Source organism: Sinorhizobium sp. KGO-5 (assembly GCF_036245905.1).
GTDB classification, from domain to species: Bacteria; Pseudomonadota; Alphaproteobacteria; order Rhizobiales; family Rhizobiaceae; genus Sinorhizobium; species Sinorhizobium meliloti_A.
The window spans coordinates 1,161,703-1,174,262 of the sequence record NZ_BDIZ01000001.1 but is presented as its reverse complement, the minus strand read 5'-3'; the positions used below and the strand labels follow the sequence as shown (position 1 = coordinate 1,174,262).

The following is a 12,560-nucleotide window of genomic DNA, read 5'->3' as shown; positions in this document are numbered from 1 at the left end:
GGTCGGTTCGAGAGTGGCAGCAGGTGAAGTGACGCCGCAGCAGGTCCTTGGCGGGTCTACGCTCTCTCCCAAACGAACGCCGGCATCGAAGCGCTTCTCCACGATGTTGCGCATCCCGTTGTCGCTGTAGAGCTCCACCTTGATGTCAGGGTAATCCGGCGCCGACGCGGCTCGCCTCGATCTTTCTCCGCAAGCACCGGGCCTTCTCGCCGCTCGCTGGGGCTGTCGCGCATGAACGCGGGCGACAATGAACAAGTTGAGGCAGGCTTACTTCCGTACGACGCCTTCTATCGTGGTGCCGTGACGCGACTGATGAGATACACAATGGCTGTCGCCGAAGAAGGGAGCGTGAATTGACCGAAACTGCGAAGAACACGACCACATCCGCTCAAGGTCAGTCTTTGAGCCACGGTATTTCCTTTGGCGAGGCGCTCCGGGTCTGGGCACGCGTGGCGGCTTTGAGCTTCGGTGGCCCAGCCGGGCAGATTGCGATGATGCATCGCATCATTGTCGAGGAGAAGCGCTGGATCGGCGAGACCCGATTTCTGCATGCGCTGAACTATTGCACTCTATTGCCAGGGCCGGAGGCGCAGCAGCTTGCGATTTATATCGGCTGGCTCATGCACAAGACCAAGGGTGGTCTGGTTGCAGGGGCCCTATTCGTGCTCCCCGGCGCCGTTGCCATCATGGTGCTGAGCTGGATCTACGCCCTCTTCGGAAATGTCGGCGCCGTTCAGGCGCTGTTCTTCGGATTGAAAGCCGCGGTTCTGGCGATCGTGCTCGAAGCGGTTCTTCGTATCGGCCGTCGGGCGCTCAGGAACAGCGCCATGGTAGCGCTTGCTGCCGGGGCATTCATCGCGCTTTTCCTGTTCCGCGCCCCCTTCCCACTGGTCGTCCTCGCTGCGGGTCTCATCGGCTTTGTCGGCGGTAGAGCCGGCTGGGCTGCCTTTCAGGCGGGCAACGGACACGGAAAAGTCGGCAGCAGGCAAGTCGCTGATATCGAGACCGCGCTTGGCGAAGAGATTCCGCCCCATGCACGCCCCCCAATTAGTTGGTCGATCAAGGTTGCCGGTGTCGCTCTCTTTTTGTGGTTCGCTCCGGTGCTTGCACTTGCCGCGTTTTTTGGCCCAGGCAATGTCTTTACCGACATCTCGATCTTCTTTTCGAAGATGGCGATGGTCACCTTTGGCGGCGCCTATGCGGTTCTCTCCTATGTCGCTCAACAAGCCGTCGAGCACTATCATTGGCTGAAGCCCGGCGAGATGTTGGACGGCCTCGGCATGGCTGAGACAACGCCAGGCCCGTTGATCATGGTCACCCAGTTCGTGGGCTTCATGGGCGCCTACCGCGACCCCGGTCTGTTTCATCCGTTGCTCGCTGGCACGCTGGGCGCGCTGCTCACGACCTGGGTGACTTTCGTGCCCTGCTTTCTCTGGATTTTCCTCGGCGCGCCGTTCATGGAAACGATGCGCAGCAACAGGGCGCTGTCCGCCGCGCTGGCGGCAATCACCGCGGCGGTCGTCGGGGTCATCCTGAATCTGGCGGTCTGGTTCGCGCTGCACGTGCTCTTTCGCGAACTCTATGAAGCGCGCGGATTCGGCATGACGGTCGATGTGCCGGTTTTGAGTTCCGTGAACCTGGCCTCTCTCCTTCTGACCGTCGGCGCGATGGTCGCGGTGTTCCGGTTCAAAATCGGCATGCTGACAGTCTTAGCCGGCTGCTCCCTCATCGGCCTTGTCTATGGATTGTTCATGGAGTGGATCCAGCTCCTGTAACGCGAACTATGACGTGCTGCTCGTGCTGCAGTTCCGAAATTGCAAACCACCTGAGGAATACTGAGCCGACCGCTTCCTCGAAGACGTCGCTATAATCGCCGTACCCAGGCGCCCGGCATCAGGAACCCCGCCGCGGCTGGCCCGTTTTCATTCTGCCGAAAGGAGAAGACGATGAGTACCAAGGATACCAATGCGACCCCAGAACAGTCTGAACCAGCCGATATTCGTCAGCCGGCAAACCGAAAGAAGCACCGGGACGAGGAGTCGATCGCACCACCAACGGTCCAGCCTCCCGGGGCAAAGGACACGAGTGAGAAACCCGAAGTGAACCCGGTCACCGGCGGGGCGCTCTAGCGCTCGCCGCGCCTATTTGACCACCTGCACGACGGTGCGGCTCTTCACATCCGCGATGACGCGCTTCTCGTTGACCACCGCAAAGCCATAGCGCCTGTCGGCCGGAACCGTATTGAGAAAGACTGTTTCAGGCACCGGCTTGCCAACGGATATCTGCTCCTGCAGCACAAGCGGCCGTTGCGGAAGCGGCTGCAGTTCGACGTATTGCGTCACGCCTGGCGGCGGTGGGTCGATCGCTGCACCCTCGACGGGTCCTGCGGCAGCGACCACCGTCGTACCGGCAGCGCCGATTTCGTTTGTGCTTTGCGCTTGGACAGGAGCCGCGGTCAAGAAAACCGCAACACCCAATGCAACGGAGCTCTTGACGAGGACAATTGTCATGAGAGCTACTCCAGCTACGAATCCCTTCTCGTGAAGAATCGCCTGCCGCGAGCTTTGTTCCGGCGTGTTGGCGGTATCGGACCTTGGTCCTACACGGGAAGGTTAAAGGTCCTAGAACCATTGCACGCTGCTCCTTGTGACGCATATCGCTCTGAGACGACCACGCGGCATCCTCGTCAGCCGTCCACGTCGTCTGAAGGTCCCAGAGTCAACGCGATTGTCCCTTCTAAACGCTCTGGGACCTTCATTGCCGCCCATCTCCGTGACCCTCTATGCGGAAACCCGGCTTGGCCTGCGCACGGCCCTCACCTTCCCGCTGCTTCCTCCGCCACAGAAAAAGCGATCGCCGCCATCGGATTCAAGGCCGGAAACGCCTGCACCCGGGGGCATTTCGAGCGTTTCGAGGACTTCTCCCGTTTCCGGGTCAAGGCGTCTCAAGTCGCTCTCGTCGCCTTCCCATGTGGCATGCCAGAGCTCGCCATCGACCCAGGTGACGCCGGTGACGACCCGGTTGGATTCGATGGTGCGGAGAATCTTCCCGGTGTCGGGATCCACCTGGTGGATCTTTCGCCCTCGATAATGGCCCACCCAAAGCGTTCCTTCCGCCCAGGCCAGGCCTGAATCGCCGCCCTCGGCAGGCGCCGGAATGGTGGCAAGCACGCGGCCGGTCTCCGGATCGATCTTCTGGATACGATCTTCCGCAATCTGGAACAGATGCCGACCGTCGTAGGCCGTTCCCGCATGTGCGGCGACATCGATCGAGCGCACCGTCTTGCCGCTCTCCGGATCCAGGGCGTTCAGCCTGTCGCCGGACGCGAACCAGACGTGCCTGCCGTCGAAGGTGACGCCGGCCACCTGCTCGGTATTCGGGAAAGGTCCGTACTCCTGGAGAATTTCGGCTTTCGATCGTTTCATTTTTCCATCCTCGTCGCTGTAGGTGCCTCGCATCCTAGTCGCTCGGTAGCGGGCCCGGGAGTAACAAGACTGTCGGGAAGCCCGGGACGGGCGGGGTCATCCAGCGAAGCGCCCGTCCGCGGCCGAAGGACTGTACCTTGCCGGCCGACGCAAGCTGCTCGAGTGCGCGCTGCACGGTGCGCGGGCTCGCCCCGAGCGCAATCGCCAGTGCCGAGCTCGACCACGACTCTCCGTCGGCCAGCAGGGCAAGGACCCCCGCATGCTGCTCTTCTACCGGTGGCGTCAACACGACGACCTCGCCCGCGCGGCGCGGCGAAAGCACAAAGCCCTGTTTCGTCGCCCACACCTGCGCCAGCGCACGAAGTTCCGTGCGGAGCCGTCCGATCTCCACGCGCAACCGGGCGCGGTGCGATTCGTCCGCATGTCTCGCCCGGAAGGCGCGTGCGAGGAGCGTGGCTCTCGGCACGTCTGCCGGCCAGGCTTCGCCGAGCGCGCGGGCAAGCGCGAAGAGCACCGGGCGCGTGGCGAGCGAGACGACCAGCCTTTCGTCCCGCACCACATTGCGGCAGGCATCCACCACGAGCGCTCCCGACGCGAGCAGCGTTTCCACTTCCTCGATGAGGAGAGAGCGCTCGCCACCGCTGCCGATCAGGCGCGCGACGGGCGCATCGAGCACGAGCGATGCGCTTTCGACCTCGGCCGTCAGTGCCGGGATATTGGCTTCGCGCGCGGCGCGTTCGGCTCGGGCGAGCGCTATCCGCGCGGCTTTCGCCTGCAGACGCCGTATGGCGATGCCGGCGACGACGAGTTCGCGGGCCGCCCGCGTCGCCGGGGGGAGCGTCATGCCGGAGTCCAGCTCTGCAAGCGCGCGTTCTGCCTCGTCCAGGCGGCCGATGAGAAGCAGGCGCCGGGCCTCGAGATTGCGCGCATGCGCTGCATTGACGTGATCGCCATGCGCTTCGAGCGTCGACCTCGCCGCTTCGAGCGTTTTCGTGGGCCAGCCGAGATCCCGCGAGACGAGCGCAATCTCGGCCTCGGCGACGATGCAGCGCGCGCGCGCCACCGCCTGTCTCTGGCCGAAGGCATGCGCAGCGCTTCTGAGAAGAGTCTTCGCCCGGCCGAAATCTCCGAGCTGCGCCATCGCAATGCCCCGAAGCGCGAGCGCATGCGCGTCGTCGCGCAAAGCCACGCGGTTCAGTACGCCGAGGAGATCGCCGGCCGCGAGCGCCCGTGCCGCAGCGGTGATCAGCGAGTCCATCGAAATCCCGTCACACTTGTCACTCTCACCATTCGATCTCCGGCCCTAGTCTGGGTTCCTGTCGGTCGAGCAGCCCGCCCCCGGGCAATGTACGACGACAAATGGCCAAAGGAGAAGAATGATGACGGCACATGCAATCGGAACACGGGAAGAATGGCTGGCAGCGCGGCTCGACCTGCTCGAGGCCGAAAAGAACCTGACGCGGCGAAGCGACGAGCTGGCGCGGTGGCGCCGGGAATTGCCTTGGGTACGGATCGACAAGGCGTACCGGTTCGAAACCGACGAGGGCGAGGCCTCGCTGCGCGACCTCTTCAAGGGGCGCTCGCAACTCCTCGTCTATCATTTCATGTTCGGCCCCGACTATACGGCCGGCTGCCCGTCCTGCTCTGCGATCGCCGATGGGTTCAACGGGATCGTCGCTCATCTCGAAAACCACGACGTCGCCTTCTCCGCGGTTTCGCGCGCGCCGCTTGCGAAGCTCAAGGCCTATAAGCAGCGGCTGGGATGGAGCTTCCCCTGGGCTTCTTCGGACGATGGCGACTTCAACCGCGATTTCTGCGTCTGGTTCACCGAACAACAACAGCGCGAGGGCGGCATCGAGTATAATTTTCGCCGCGAGCCGCCAATCCCCGAACAACCGGCATCTGAGCCGCTCGCGGGCAGGACAGTCCGGGATTGGGACCCGAGCGGCAGCGAGGGGCCGGTCGCACAGATCGCAGCCATGACGGGAACCGACGTCGCCACCTATACACGCGACAGGCCCGGCGTCAGCGCCTTCGCGCTCGAGGACGGAATCGTCTATCACACCTATTCCAGCTATGCGCGTGGACTGGATGGGCTATGGGGCATGTATCAGTGGCTCGACCGGGCTCCCCTCGGACGCAACGAGAACGGCATCTGGTGGCGCCGCCACGACGAATATGCCCAAAGGTGACCGTCCGATGCGGCTCGCAACGGGTACCGTCGTGCGAAGCCTCGGCGACTGGCTGGGCTTCGCCGCCGCACCGACTTTCGCGGTTATGGCGCTTCTGGCCGCCGGCGGCGATGCGGATATCTGCTCATCGATACAGGGCGCTTCGAGACAGGGCGCTTCGCTGCTGAACGGAATGAGTAGCATGTATTTGCTGATGTCGGTTTTTCACCTGGCGCCATGGCTGAAGCTGATTTCCGCAAGACGGGAAGCGCCAGCTGCTGATCCGGCGCTTCCGCGGATCACTCCGCCGACTTGAACTGCAACGTGAACACGTTGCCTGCGATCTCGTCGGAGAGTGATTTCGAAAATTCCAGCGGCACGCAATTCTGCAGCGCCTCGGTGGCGGCGGTCACGAATGCCTGCCGCTGCTTTTCGTCGCCGTTCACCTTGATCGCAGTCGGCCGGGGCGGGCCCATCAACGTACCGTCGCCGCGGAACCCGAACCTAAGGGTGACGAAGGAATCCGTGAAGCCTTGCGGCGGAGTCCAGCATCTGCCAAGCGCGGCTCCAAGGTCGGCCACCGTATAAAGCGGTTCGGCATGGAGCCTTTCAGCCCCCGACACGGCAAGGATCAGACCAGTGCAAGCCAATCTCGCCATCTGCATCGTCTTCAGCCCCTATCCCAGAGGATGGTGTAGAGCGGGACGAGGAAAAGTGTGTGCGCTTTTCAGCCCGAATCCCGCTTCACAACCTGTTCGAATCGAGCATGCTCGTGACTTTAGGCCGACGCGGCCCAAGGTCGTTATGATCTAGCAGATTTGGAAGCTCCTGCAACAGGCCCGCATTCCCCCTAGCGGCTGCGTTTCAGCGGCGCTTCGTTTTCAGTGCCGCATGGCTCGTGAGGCTGAGGAAGACGGCCAGGAACATGATGCCGAGGATCTTGAAGCCCTCCTCGACGAAAACCAGTCCGGCGAAGTGCTCCGAGACCGCGTCCACCAGGAAGGAACAGCCGAGCGAGGCGACGGCGGCGGCAAGAAGGACCCACTGAATATCCCGGCGGACAAACCAGGCGTGATAACAGAGCGTCGCCAGCAACAGCATATGGGGAACAAGGACAAGCGGCTCCGGGACGCCCGCCGTGGCAATCGCCTCGTGAAGCATCAGGAGATCGTCGATGCCCATCAAGCCGGAAAAGAGCCCGCCGGCGAGAAGCGTGCGTCGCAGATGCGGCGCGCCGAAGCCTGCGCCGGACCAATAGGCCTGGAGAGCCGCAATCCCTCCCGTAAACCAGAGAATGACGCCGAGATTGGAGACCAGCCCGAAATACTTCGGCTGCCCGGCAATCGCGTTGGGGTCGCGTACGAGGTCGTAGTAGTCGATGCCGAAAAGCCGATCGGCGATGACCATCGACGTCAACAGCACGATGCAGGAGCAGATGACGAGAAGGGCGTAGTGGAAATCACCCTGTATTCGCCTGTCGCGTGTCAGGGCTTTGGCCGTGGTGATGCCTTCGACATCCATCTCGATCCTCCGCAACAGCCCCAGCCATGCCACCGGGGACGGTCAGCTGCCTTTGTGACAGTTTTATGACAAGACGCGACCGGCGGTTGCGGATCTCCCGGCGAGGTTGCCGGAGACGGGCGGCACGGTTCCGAACACAACGGAACCTTGCAGGTTTTCGGACGTTAATCGTTGCGTCGTGTGCCTACCGGGGCGCGATGAGGCCGCAATTTACTTGCGGTGGTACGGAACCCCTCCCCTTAGGTCATGCTGATTTGGGGATCTATGCAAAGGCGATTTGCAGGCGGGGTGACGGAGAGAAAGGATGTACGTCATGAACCAGCACGAAGAATTGCGGGAGAAACCGCCGCTCGATCCTGCCACCGGCCAACCGACGCCGCGGGACCCGGAAGCGCCCGTGACCAGATCGCGCCGTAGCAGTTGGCCTTTGCTGGTCATCATTCTTGCTGGCCTGATACTCGCGCTGATCGCCTGGCTGCCGGCAGAGCTGACAAGGGACGCCGAGAACGAGCCGGTCGCGCCGAGCCAATCCGAGACGACTCCCGACGCCACCCCGCCGGCTGCCGCGCCTACGGATCAGACCGCACCTACGGACCAGGCGACGCCGCCCGCCGGAACGACGGCACCGGCAGCACCTGAGACCCAGACCCCCGCAGCGCCCGAGACGCCCGCTGCACCGGCAGCACCTGCCACGCCGGCCCAGCCGCAGAGCACTCCTGCGCAGTAGATCGACGAACGCCTCTTGTCGAGCGGGATGAAGTCGAGCGGGATGACGCGCTTTGCCGCGCCATCCCGCACTTCTGCAATCAGATCCGCCCCGAGCGGTCGAGTGACGGAGCGCGTTCGTCTTTCATGAACGAAGTCTTTAACGACATCCTTGTCGATACCCAAACACCTTATTCAGTGATATTCGCGCGGCTCTTCGGCGCCATCCTGCTCGGTGCAATGATCGGCGTCGAGCGTGAAAAGCGGCAGCGGCCGGCCGGGCTCAGGACCCACATTCTCGTCAGCCTCGCCTCCGCGATCTTCGCGGTGGTCGCCATCGAAAGCGTGCACATGAAAAGCCTTTCCGGCCCCGAGGTGCGCATCGATCCCATTCGCGTCGTGGAAGCCGTAACCGCGGGAGTGGCCTTTCTCGCCGCCGGCATGATCGTCTTTTCGAAGGGTGAGGTGAAGGGCCTGACGACCGGCGCTGGCATGTGGCTTGCCGGCGCCGTCGGTCTCGGGGTTGGGTTCGGCTTCTGGCTGATAGCGGCCTTCGCCGCCATTGCGAGCCTCGTCGTGCTCTTTGTCCTCGGCCGGCTGGAGGTGGCGTTGCAGTGGAAGGCGCCGGACGAGTTCGACGCGGACGCTACGTCGCAGAAGAATGAAGATCCAGGAGAAGACCGGCCACGAGACCGGGTCGATGTGCGCGAACGATGATCGGAGCCGCCAATGGCCGCCCGATCAGCGCAGTTCGGAAATTGGGGTTGTCTGATACCCACCCAAGGGGAGCGGACGGTTGTCGAAGACCGACCTACCCTCCTTCAGGCCATGAATGACAGCAACGGCCTTACGGGCTTCGTCCGGCGTCGCGAACAACTGGCCTTCCAGGGACCAGACGCTGAATTTCACGGCCATGAACCGCAATCGGCCGTTCTCCGGGATCAGCGCACCGACAGCCTCGCCGGCAAACTCCACCGTGTGCTTGCTCATCGTGTTTGAAACTCCTCCCGCGGCCGGGCAAAGCCCAAGCCGGCCGACTCTCGCGGTCAGCCGGAGGAGAAACACGCGAAGACCAGGTTGGTTCCGGCGCCAGAACAAAAAAAGCTATGACGATCGCCTCTCCTCATAAAGGCGCGGCCTCAAATCACCTTGTTGTAAGACAACTGACATTCACCTTAGCTTTCGTCTCCGCCCGAATAAATCACTTGCCGTTGCAGCCGAGGCAGGCCCGGCCGGCTTAACGCAGCGCCCGTTTGCGCGTTCCTGAGATCGGTCGCTCATATTTTTTGTTGACAGATGTCTGACAATTGCGCAATTTTTCATTCGACAGGACCGCGCCTAGGGCGAGCGGCCGGCAAGCCTCCTGGCGCCGGCCGAGAACAAGAAACGGCCTGCGGGAACGAAAACTTGGGACCGGATATGCACTCACCCAAAATAGGCGTGCAGGCTTCTGCACTTTCTCAACGCATCGACGACGCGATTGCCCGCCTCGCCCCCGGCGCGGAGCACCTTCTTGAGCAGCTTGTGTCGGTCAACAGCATCAATCCGGGCTTTCCCGGCATTGCCTGTGAAACCGTGATCGGCGGAGAGACGGCCTGTACGCGCCTCATCGGCGCCTATCTCTTCAACCTCGGCTTCGAACTCCATGACATCGCAGTCGATCCGCAGCGGGTCAATCTGGCGGCAGTATTGAAGGGCACCGGCGGCGGGCGCTCCCTGCTCTTCAACGGCCATGTCGACACGGTCGCTCCGTTCAAGCCCGAAGCCTGGATTTCCGGAGATCCGTGGAAGCCGGTACGGCGCGGAGAGGAGCTCTTCGCTCTCGGGTCCACCGACATGAAGGGCGGCCTTGCCGCTGCCTGTCTCGCCATCGCGGCGCTCAAGGAGGCCGGCGTCCTGCTGAAGGGCGACCTGCAGGTCCATGCCGTCGTCGGCGAAGAGACGATGGACCACGAAAACGGCACGACAGCCGTGATCAAAGCCGGCTTCCGGGCCGATGCGGCCATCGTTGCCGAACCCTCCTCCCAACCCGAGCCGCTGACGATCGCTCCCGTCTCGGCCGGCAACTTCAACCTTGAAATTTCGGTCAAGGGTCATGGCACCCATGCCGGCAACCGCGGGGCCGCTATCCGCGCCGGCGGCGAAGGCTCGAGCGCCGGCGTCAACGCCGTCGAGAAACTGATCAAGGTCGTGCAAGCGCTACAGGATCTCGAACAGGAGTGGGGTATCAGCAAACGCCATCCGGCCTTTCCGCCGGGGCTGTTTTCGCTCGTGCCGGGCGTGTTCCACGGCGATGTCGGTGTTCCGAGCGTCGGCTACATGGCCGACCATGCCTATGTCGGCTACCTCGTCTGGTACGCGCCGCAAGAAGACCCCGAGGCGGTGAAGGCTGAAATCGAGCGCCATGTGCACCACGCGGCCCAACTCGACCCCTGGCTTCGCGACAACCCGCCGAGATTCACCTGGCGCAGCCACTGGCCTGCTGCAGACGTTCCGACGGATCACCCACTTATAGACGTGCTCGTCGAGGCCCGTTCCGCAGTGCTGGGTGCCCTCCCCCCAGGGCGGGCCAAAACCGCTTCCTTCAATGCCGTAAGCGATGCGTCCTTCCTTCAGGCTCAGGGCATTCCAGCGATCGTGCTCGGCCCCGGGAACATCCGCTACGCTCATGCTGTCGATGAACGCATCAACATGCGCGAATGGCGAGAATGCGCCCGCATCTATGCCCGCGCCATCGTCGAGTGGTGTGGACTCGCCAACTGACTGCTGCTGCTTTCGAACCGACACCCGCCATGGAGGCGAGCGGAAAGCACCGTCGGGTGGCGCCGACCGTGCAACGCGCACCTGAACGTTGTTGGAGCCCGACGAACCATGATCGCTTTTCTAGTCTGGAGACTGCCATGACAACCCCGATCCTCGCTGCTCGCAATATCGAAAAAAGCTTCGGGCAGATGCGCGCCATGCAAGGCGCAAGTTTCGATGTCCATGAGGGCGAAATCGTCGCCCTCATCGGCGACAACGGTGCCGGCAAATCGACCTTGACCAAGATTCTTTCCGGCGTGCTCCAGCCGGACAGCGGCGAGATCCTTGTCGATGGAAAGCCGGTCCATTTCGACAGCCCGCTCGACGCACGCACACACGGCATCGAAACCGTTTACCAGGACCTATCGCTGGCGGTCGATCTCAATGCGGTGCAGAACCTCTATCTCGGCCGCGAGATCGCCGCCCCCGGACTGATGGGCCGCCTCGGCTTTCTCGACAAGACGCTGATGCGGCGCAGGGCCCAAGAGTCCTTTACCCGTCTGGGCGTGCGCGTTCCCGACCTGCGCGCGGCCGTCGCCAATTTCTCCGGCGGACAGCGTCAGGGCATCGCGGTTGCACGCGCGCTGATGTGGGCGAAACGGGTGGTGTTCATGGACGAACCGACCGCAGCGCTCGGCGTTGCGCAGACGCGCAACGTGCTCGACCTCATCCGCCGCGTTCGAGACACCGGCATCTCCGTCGTGCTCATCAGCCACAGCATGCCGGATGTCCTTGCGGTGTCGGACCGCGTCACCGTGCTTCGCCACGGTCGTCGCGTTGCGACCTATGCCACCGGTGCGGTTACCTCCGACGAGCTCGTCGCAGCGATGACCGGCGCCCTCGAACGCGAAGGAGCCGCGGCATGACCGTCGAAACCGCATCCGACCACACGACGACCAAGGACCAGCCTTCCATGCTGCATGACACTTCGCCGCCAAAGCCCCTGATCCGCCGGCTGTTGGACGGTCCGGAACTGATGATCTTCGGTTCGCTTATCATCATCATAGCGATCTTCACGGTCATGGCGCCCGCCGCGTTTCTGAGCGGTATCAACCTGCGGAACATGGCGATCGAGGCTTCGATGATGATGATCCTCGCCGTGGGCATGACCTATGTCATCATCGCCTCCGGTATCGATCTGTCGGTTGGCGCCGTGCTTGTCTTCTCAAGCGTCGCGTCGCTGATCGCCATGCGTGCAACTGGCTCGGATGCGTCCTGGGTGCCGGTGCTCGGGCTTGTCGTGTCGCTTGCCTCCGGAGCGATCTGGGGGCTCGTCAACGGCCTCCTCATCGCCAGAGCCCGGCTTACGCCGCTGATCGTCACACTTGCCAGCATGGGCATCGCGCTCGGGTTGGCCCGGCTGATGACCGGCGGCGTCGACCTGACCGGGGTGCCTCGATCAATCGTTACCTCGATCGGCATCGGCCGTCTCGGGGGCATTCCGGTCATCGTGCTGATCGCCTGCGTCTTTACGGCCATCGCCGGCATCGCTCTGCATATGACCCGCTTCGGCCTCTATACCTATGCAGTCGGATCCAACGAGCAAGGCGCGCGCCGCGCCGGCATCAAGGTCGATCGGCATATCGTATCGATCTATGTGATTTCCGGCGTTTGTGCCGGCTTGGCCGGCTATCTCACCCTCGCCCGCTTCTCGTCCACGACGATTTCGGGCCATGCCATGGACAATCTGAAGGCGATCACGGCTGTCGTCCTCGGTGGCGCAAGCCTCTTCGGCGGCGTCGGCTCCATGTACGGTACGGCAGCCGGGGTGTTCATCCCTGTCGTCCTGGCTTCGGGCCTGATCATCGTCGGCCTGCCGAGCTTCTGGCAGGAAGTCGCCGTGGGCATCGTCCTTCTCGCGGCCGTGCTGCTCGACCAGTACCGACGCCGCTCCCGCTCCTCCTGACCTCCAACCACAACCACAAGAGGGAACACA

15 protein-coding genes and 2 pseudogenes are annotated in these 12,560 nt (G+C 63.1%); 10 read left to right on the top strand and 7 right to left on the bottom strand.

The window, feature by feature from the left end:
- Window positions 1–54 precede the first annotated feature (54 nt).
- Window positions 55–156, bottom strand: a pseudogene (locus BHD07_RS05550) (LysR family transcriptional regulator); the annotation flags it as partial.
- A gap of 4 nt (window positions 157–160) precedes the next feature.
- On the opposite strand from BHD07_RS05550, the pseudogene BHD07_RS05545 reads away from it, so the two are divergent.
- From BHD07_RS05545 to BHD07_RS05535, 3 genes and pseudogenes are all read left to right on the top strand, one after another.
- Window positions 161–352, top strand: a pseudogene (locus tag BHD07_RS05545) (chromate resistance protein ChrB domain-containing protein); the annotation flags it as partial.
- Between the two features lies 1 nt (window position 353).
- Window positions 354–1,775, top strand: coding sequence for a chromate efflux transporter (chrA, locus tag BHD07_RS05540; RefSeq protein WP_275596716.1), 1,422 nt, complete (start codon window positions 354–356; stop codon window positions 1,773–1,775).
- A 171-nt stretch (window positions 1,776–1,946) separates the two neighbouring features.
- Window positions 1,947–2,129, top strand: coding sequence for a hypothetical protein (locus BHD07_RS05535; protein WP_275596717.1), 183 nt, complete (start codon window positions 1,947–1,949; stop codon window positions 2,127–2,129).
- A gap of 12 nt (window positions 2,130–2,141) precedes the next feature.
- Here BHD07_RS05535 and BHD07_RS05530 read toward each other — a convergent pair whose 3' ends face one another.
- From BHD07_RS05530 to BHD07_RS05520, 3 genes are all read right to left on the bottom strand, one after another.
- Entirely contained in the window at window positions 2,142–2,510 is a 369-nt protein-coding gene (locus BHD07_RS05530) for a DUF1236 domain-containing protein (protein ID WP_100669463.1), read from the bottom strand.
- A 270-nt stretch (window positions 2,511–2,780) separates the two neighbouring features.
- Window positions 2,781–3,425 carry a Vgb family protein gene (locus tag BHD07_RS05525; protein ID WP_275596718.1) on the bottom strand — a complete coding sequence of 215 codons (645 nt, stop codon included), beginning with the start codon at window positions 3,423–3,425 and terminating at the stop codon, window positions 2,781–2,783.
- Between the two features lie 34 nt (window positions 3,426–3,459).
- Window positions 3,460–4,683 (bottom strand): helix-turn-helix domain-containing protein, encoded by a 1,224-nt coding sequence (locus BHD07_RS05520; RefSeq protein WP_338278304.1) that lies wholly within the window; start codon window positions 4,681–4,683, stop codon window positions 3,460–3,462.
- Window positions 4,684–4,804: 121 nt separating this feature from the next.
- On the opposite strand from BHD07_RS05520, the gene BHD07_RS05515 reads away from it, so the two are divergent.
- A complete protein-coding gene (locus tag BHD07_RS05515) occupies window positions 4,805–5,617 on the top strand; it encodes a DUF899 domain-containing protein (RefSeq protein WP_275596720.1) in 813 nt (270 codons plus the stop codon).
- 7 nt (window positions 5,618–5,624) lie between these two features.
- Complete coding sequence (locus BHD07_RS05510; RefSeq protein ID WP_338278302.1) at window positions 5,625–5,912, top strand: hypothetical protein; 288 nt, start codon at window positions 5,625–5,627, stop codon at window positions 5,910–5,912.
- On the opposite strand, the gene BHD07_RS05505 is transcribed toward BHD07_RS05510, so the two are convergent.
- Together BHD07_RS05505 and BHD07_RS05500 are read right to left on the bottom strand one after the other, a co-directional pair.
- Window positions 5,896–6,261 carry a hypothetical protein gene (locus BHD07_RS05505; protein WP_018094296.1) on the bottom strand — a complete coding sequence of 122 codons (366 nt, stop codon included), beginning with the start codon at window positions 6,259–6,261 and terminating at the stop codon, window positions 5,896–5,898. The genes BHD07_RS05510 and BHD07_RS05505 overlap by 17 nt on opposite strands.
- A 199-nt stretch (window positions 6,262–6,460) precedes the next feature.
- Complete coding sequence (locus BHD07_RS05500) at window positions 6,461–7,117, bottom strand: hypothetical protein (protein ID WP_338278300.1); 657 nt, start codon at window positions 7,115–7,117, stop codon at window positions 6,461–6,463.
- Between the two features lie 304 nt (window positions 7,118–7,421).
- On the opposite strand from BHD07_RS05500, the gene BHD07_RS05495 reads away from it, so the two are divergent.
- Together BHD07_RS05495 and BHD07_RS05490 are read left to right on the top strand one after the other, a co-directional pair.
- On the top strand, window positions 7,422–7,844 hold the full coding sequence (locus BHD07_RS05495; protein ID WP_338278298.1) for a hypothetical protein: 423 nt from the start codon (window positions 7,422–7,424) through the stop codon (window positions 7,842–7,844).
- A gap of 125 nt (window positions 7,845–7,969) precedes the next feature.
- The gene (locus BHD07_RS05490; protein ID WP_100669473.1) at window positions 7,970–8,539 is read left to right on the top strand and encodes an MgtC/SapB family protein; all 570 of its coding nucleotides are present in this window, start codon (window positions 7,970–7,972) and stop codon (window positions 8,537–8,539) included.
- A gap of 24 nt (window positions 8,540–8,563) precedes the next feature.
- Here BHD07_RS05490 and BHD07_RS05485 read toward each other — a convergent pair whose 3' ends face one another.
- Window positions 8,564–8,812 (bottom strand): hypothetical protein, encoded by a 249-nt coding sequence (locus tag BHD07_RS05485; RefSeq protein ID WP_018094292.1) that lies wholly within the window; start codon window positions 8,810–8,812, stop codon window positions 8,564–8,566.
- A 429-nt stretch (window positions 8,813–9,241) separates the two neighbouring features.
- Here BHD07_RS05485 and BHD07_RS05480 point away from each other — a divergent pair, with 429 nt between their 5' ends.
- The 3 genes from BHD07_RS05480 (at window position 9,242) to BHD07_RS05470 (ending at window position 12,530) form a co-directional block, all read left to right on the top strand.
- Window positions 9,242–10,585 carry a M20 family metallopeptidase gene (locus BHD07_RS05480; RefSeq protein ID WP_338278295.1) on the top strand — a complete coding sequence of 448 codons (1,344 nt, stop codon included), beginning with the start codon at window positions 9,242–9,244 and terminating at the stop codon, window positions 10,583–10,585.
- Between the two features lie 137 nt (window positions 10,586–10,722).
- Window positions 10,723–11,490, top strand: a complete 768-nt coding sequence (locus tag BHD07_RS05475; protein ID WP_100669477.1) for an ATP-binding cassette domain-containing protein — start codon at window positions 10,723–10,725, stop codon at window positions 11,488–11,490.
- A complete protein-coding gene (locus tag BHD07_RS05470) occupies window positions 11,487–12,530 on the top strand; it encodes an ABC transporter permease (protein ID WP_338278294.1) in 1,044 nt (347 codons plus the stop codon). Before BHD07_RS05475 ends, BHD07_RS05470 begins: the two co-directional genes overlap by 4 nt.
- Window positions 12,531–12,560: the final 30 nt, after the last annotated feature.

Bases quoted from the DNA above. Each gene is read 5' to 3' on its own strand.
- BHD07_RS05535 (WP_275596717.1), top strand. From the start codon at position 1,947: ATGAGTACCAAGGATACCAATGCGACCCCAGAACAGTCTGAACCAGCC.
- BHD07_RS05530 (WP_100669463.1), bottom strand. From the start codon at position 2,510: ATGACAATTGTCCTCGTCAAGAGCTCCGTTGCATTGGGTGTTGCGGTT.
- BHD07_RS05525 (WP_275596718.1), bottom strand. From the start codon at position 3,425: ATGAAACGATCGAAAGCCGAAATTCTCCAGGAGTACGGACCTTTCCCG.
- BHD07_RS05520 (WP_338278304.1), bottom strand. From the start codon at position 4,683: ATGGACTCGCTGATCACCGCTGCGGCACGGGCGCTCGCGGCCGGCGAT.
- BHD07_RS05515 (WP_275596720.1), top strand. From the start codon at position 4,805: ATGACGGCACATGCAATCGGAACACGGGAAGAATGGCTGGCAGCGCGG.
- BHD07_RS05510 (WP_338278302.1), top strand. From the start codon at position 5,625: ATGCGGCTCGCAACGGGTACCGTCGTGCGAAGCCTCGGCGACTGGCTG.
- BHD07_RS05505 (WP_018094296.1), bottom strand. From the start codon at position 6,261: ATGCAGATGGCGAGATTGGCTTGCACTGGTCTGATCCTTGCCGTGTCG.
- BHD07_RS05500 (WP_338278300.1), bottom strand. From the start codon at position 7,117: ATGGATGTCGAAGGCATCACCACGGCCAAAGCCCTGACACGCGACAGG.
- BHD07_RS05495 (WP_338278298.1), top strand. From the start codon at position 7,422: ATGTACGTCATGAACCAGCACGAAGAATTGCGGGAGAAACCGCCGCTC.
- BHD07_RS05490 (WP_100669473.1), top strand. From the start codon at position 7,970: ATGAACGAAGTCTTTAACGACATCCTTGTCGATACCCAAACACCTTAT.
- BHD07_RS05485 (WP_018094292.1), bottom strand. From the start codon at position 8,812: ATGAGCAAGCACACGGTGGAGTTTGCCGGCGAGGCTGTCGGTGCGCTG.
- BHD07_RS05480 (WP_338278295.1), top strand. From the start codon at position 9,242: ATGCACTCACCCAAAATAGGCGTGCAGGCTTCTGCACTTTCTCAACGC.
- BHD07_RS05475 (WP_100669477.1), top strand. From the start codon at position 10,723: ATGACAACCCCGATCCTCGCTGCTCGCAATATCGAAAAAAGCTTCGGG.
- BHD07_RS05470 (WP_338278294.1), top strand. From the start codon at position 11,487: ATGACCGTCGAAACCGCATCCGACCACACGACGACCAAGGACCAGCCT.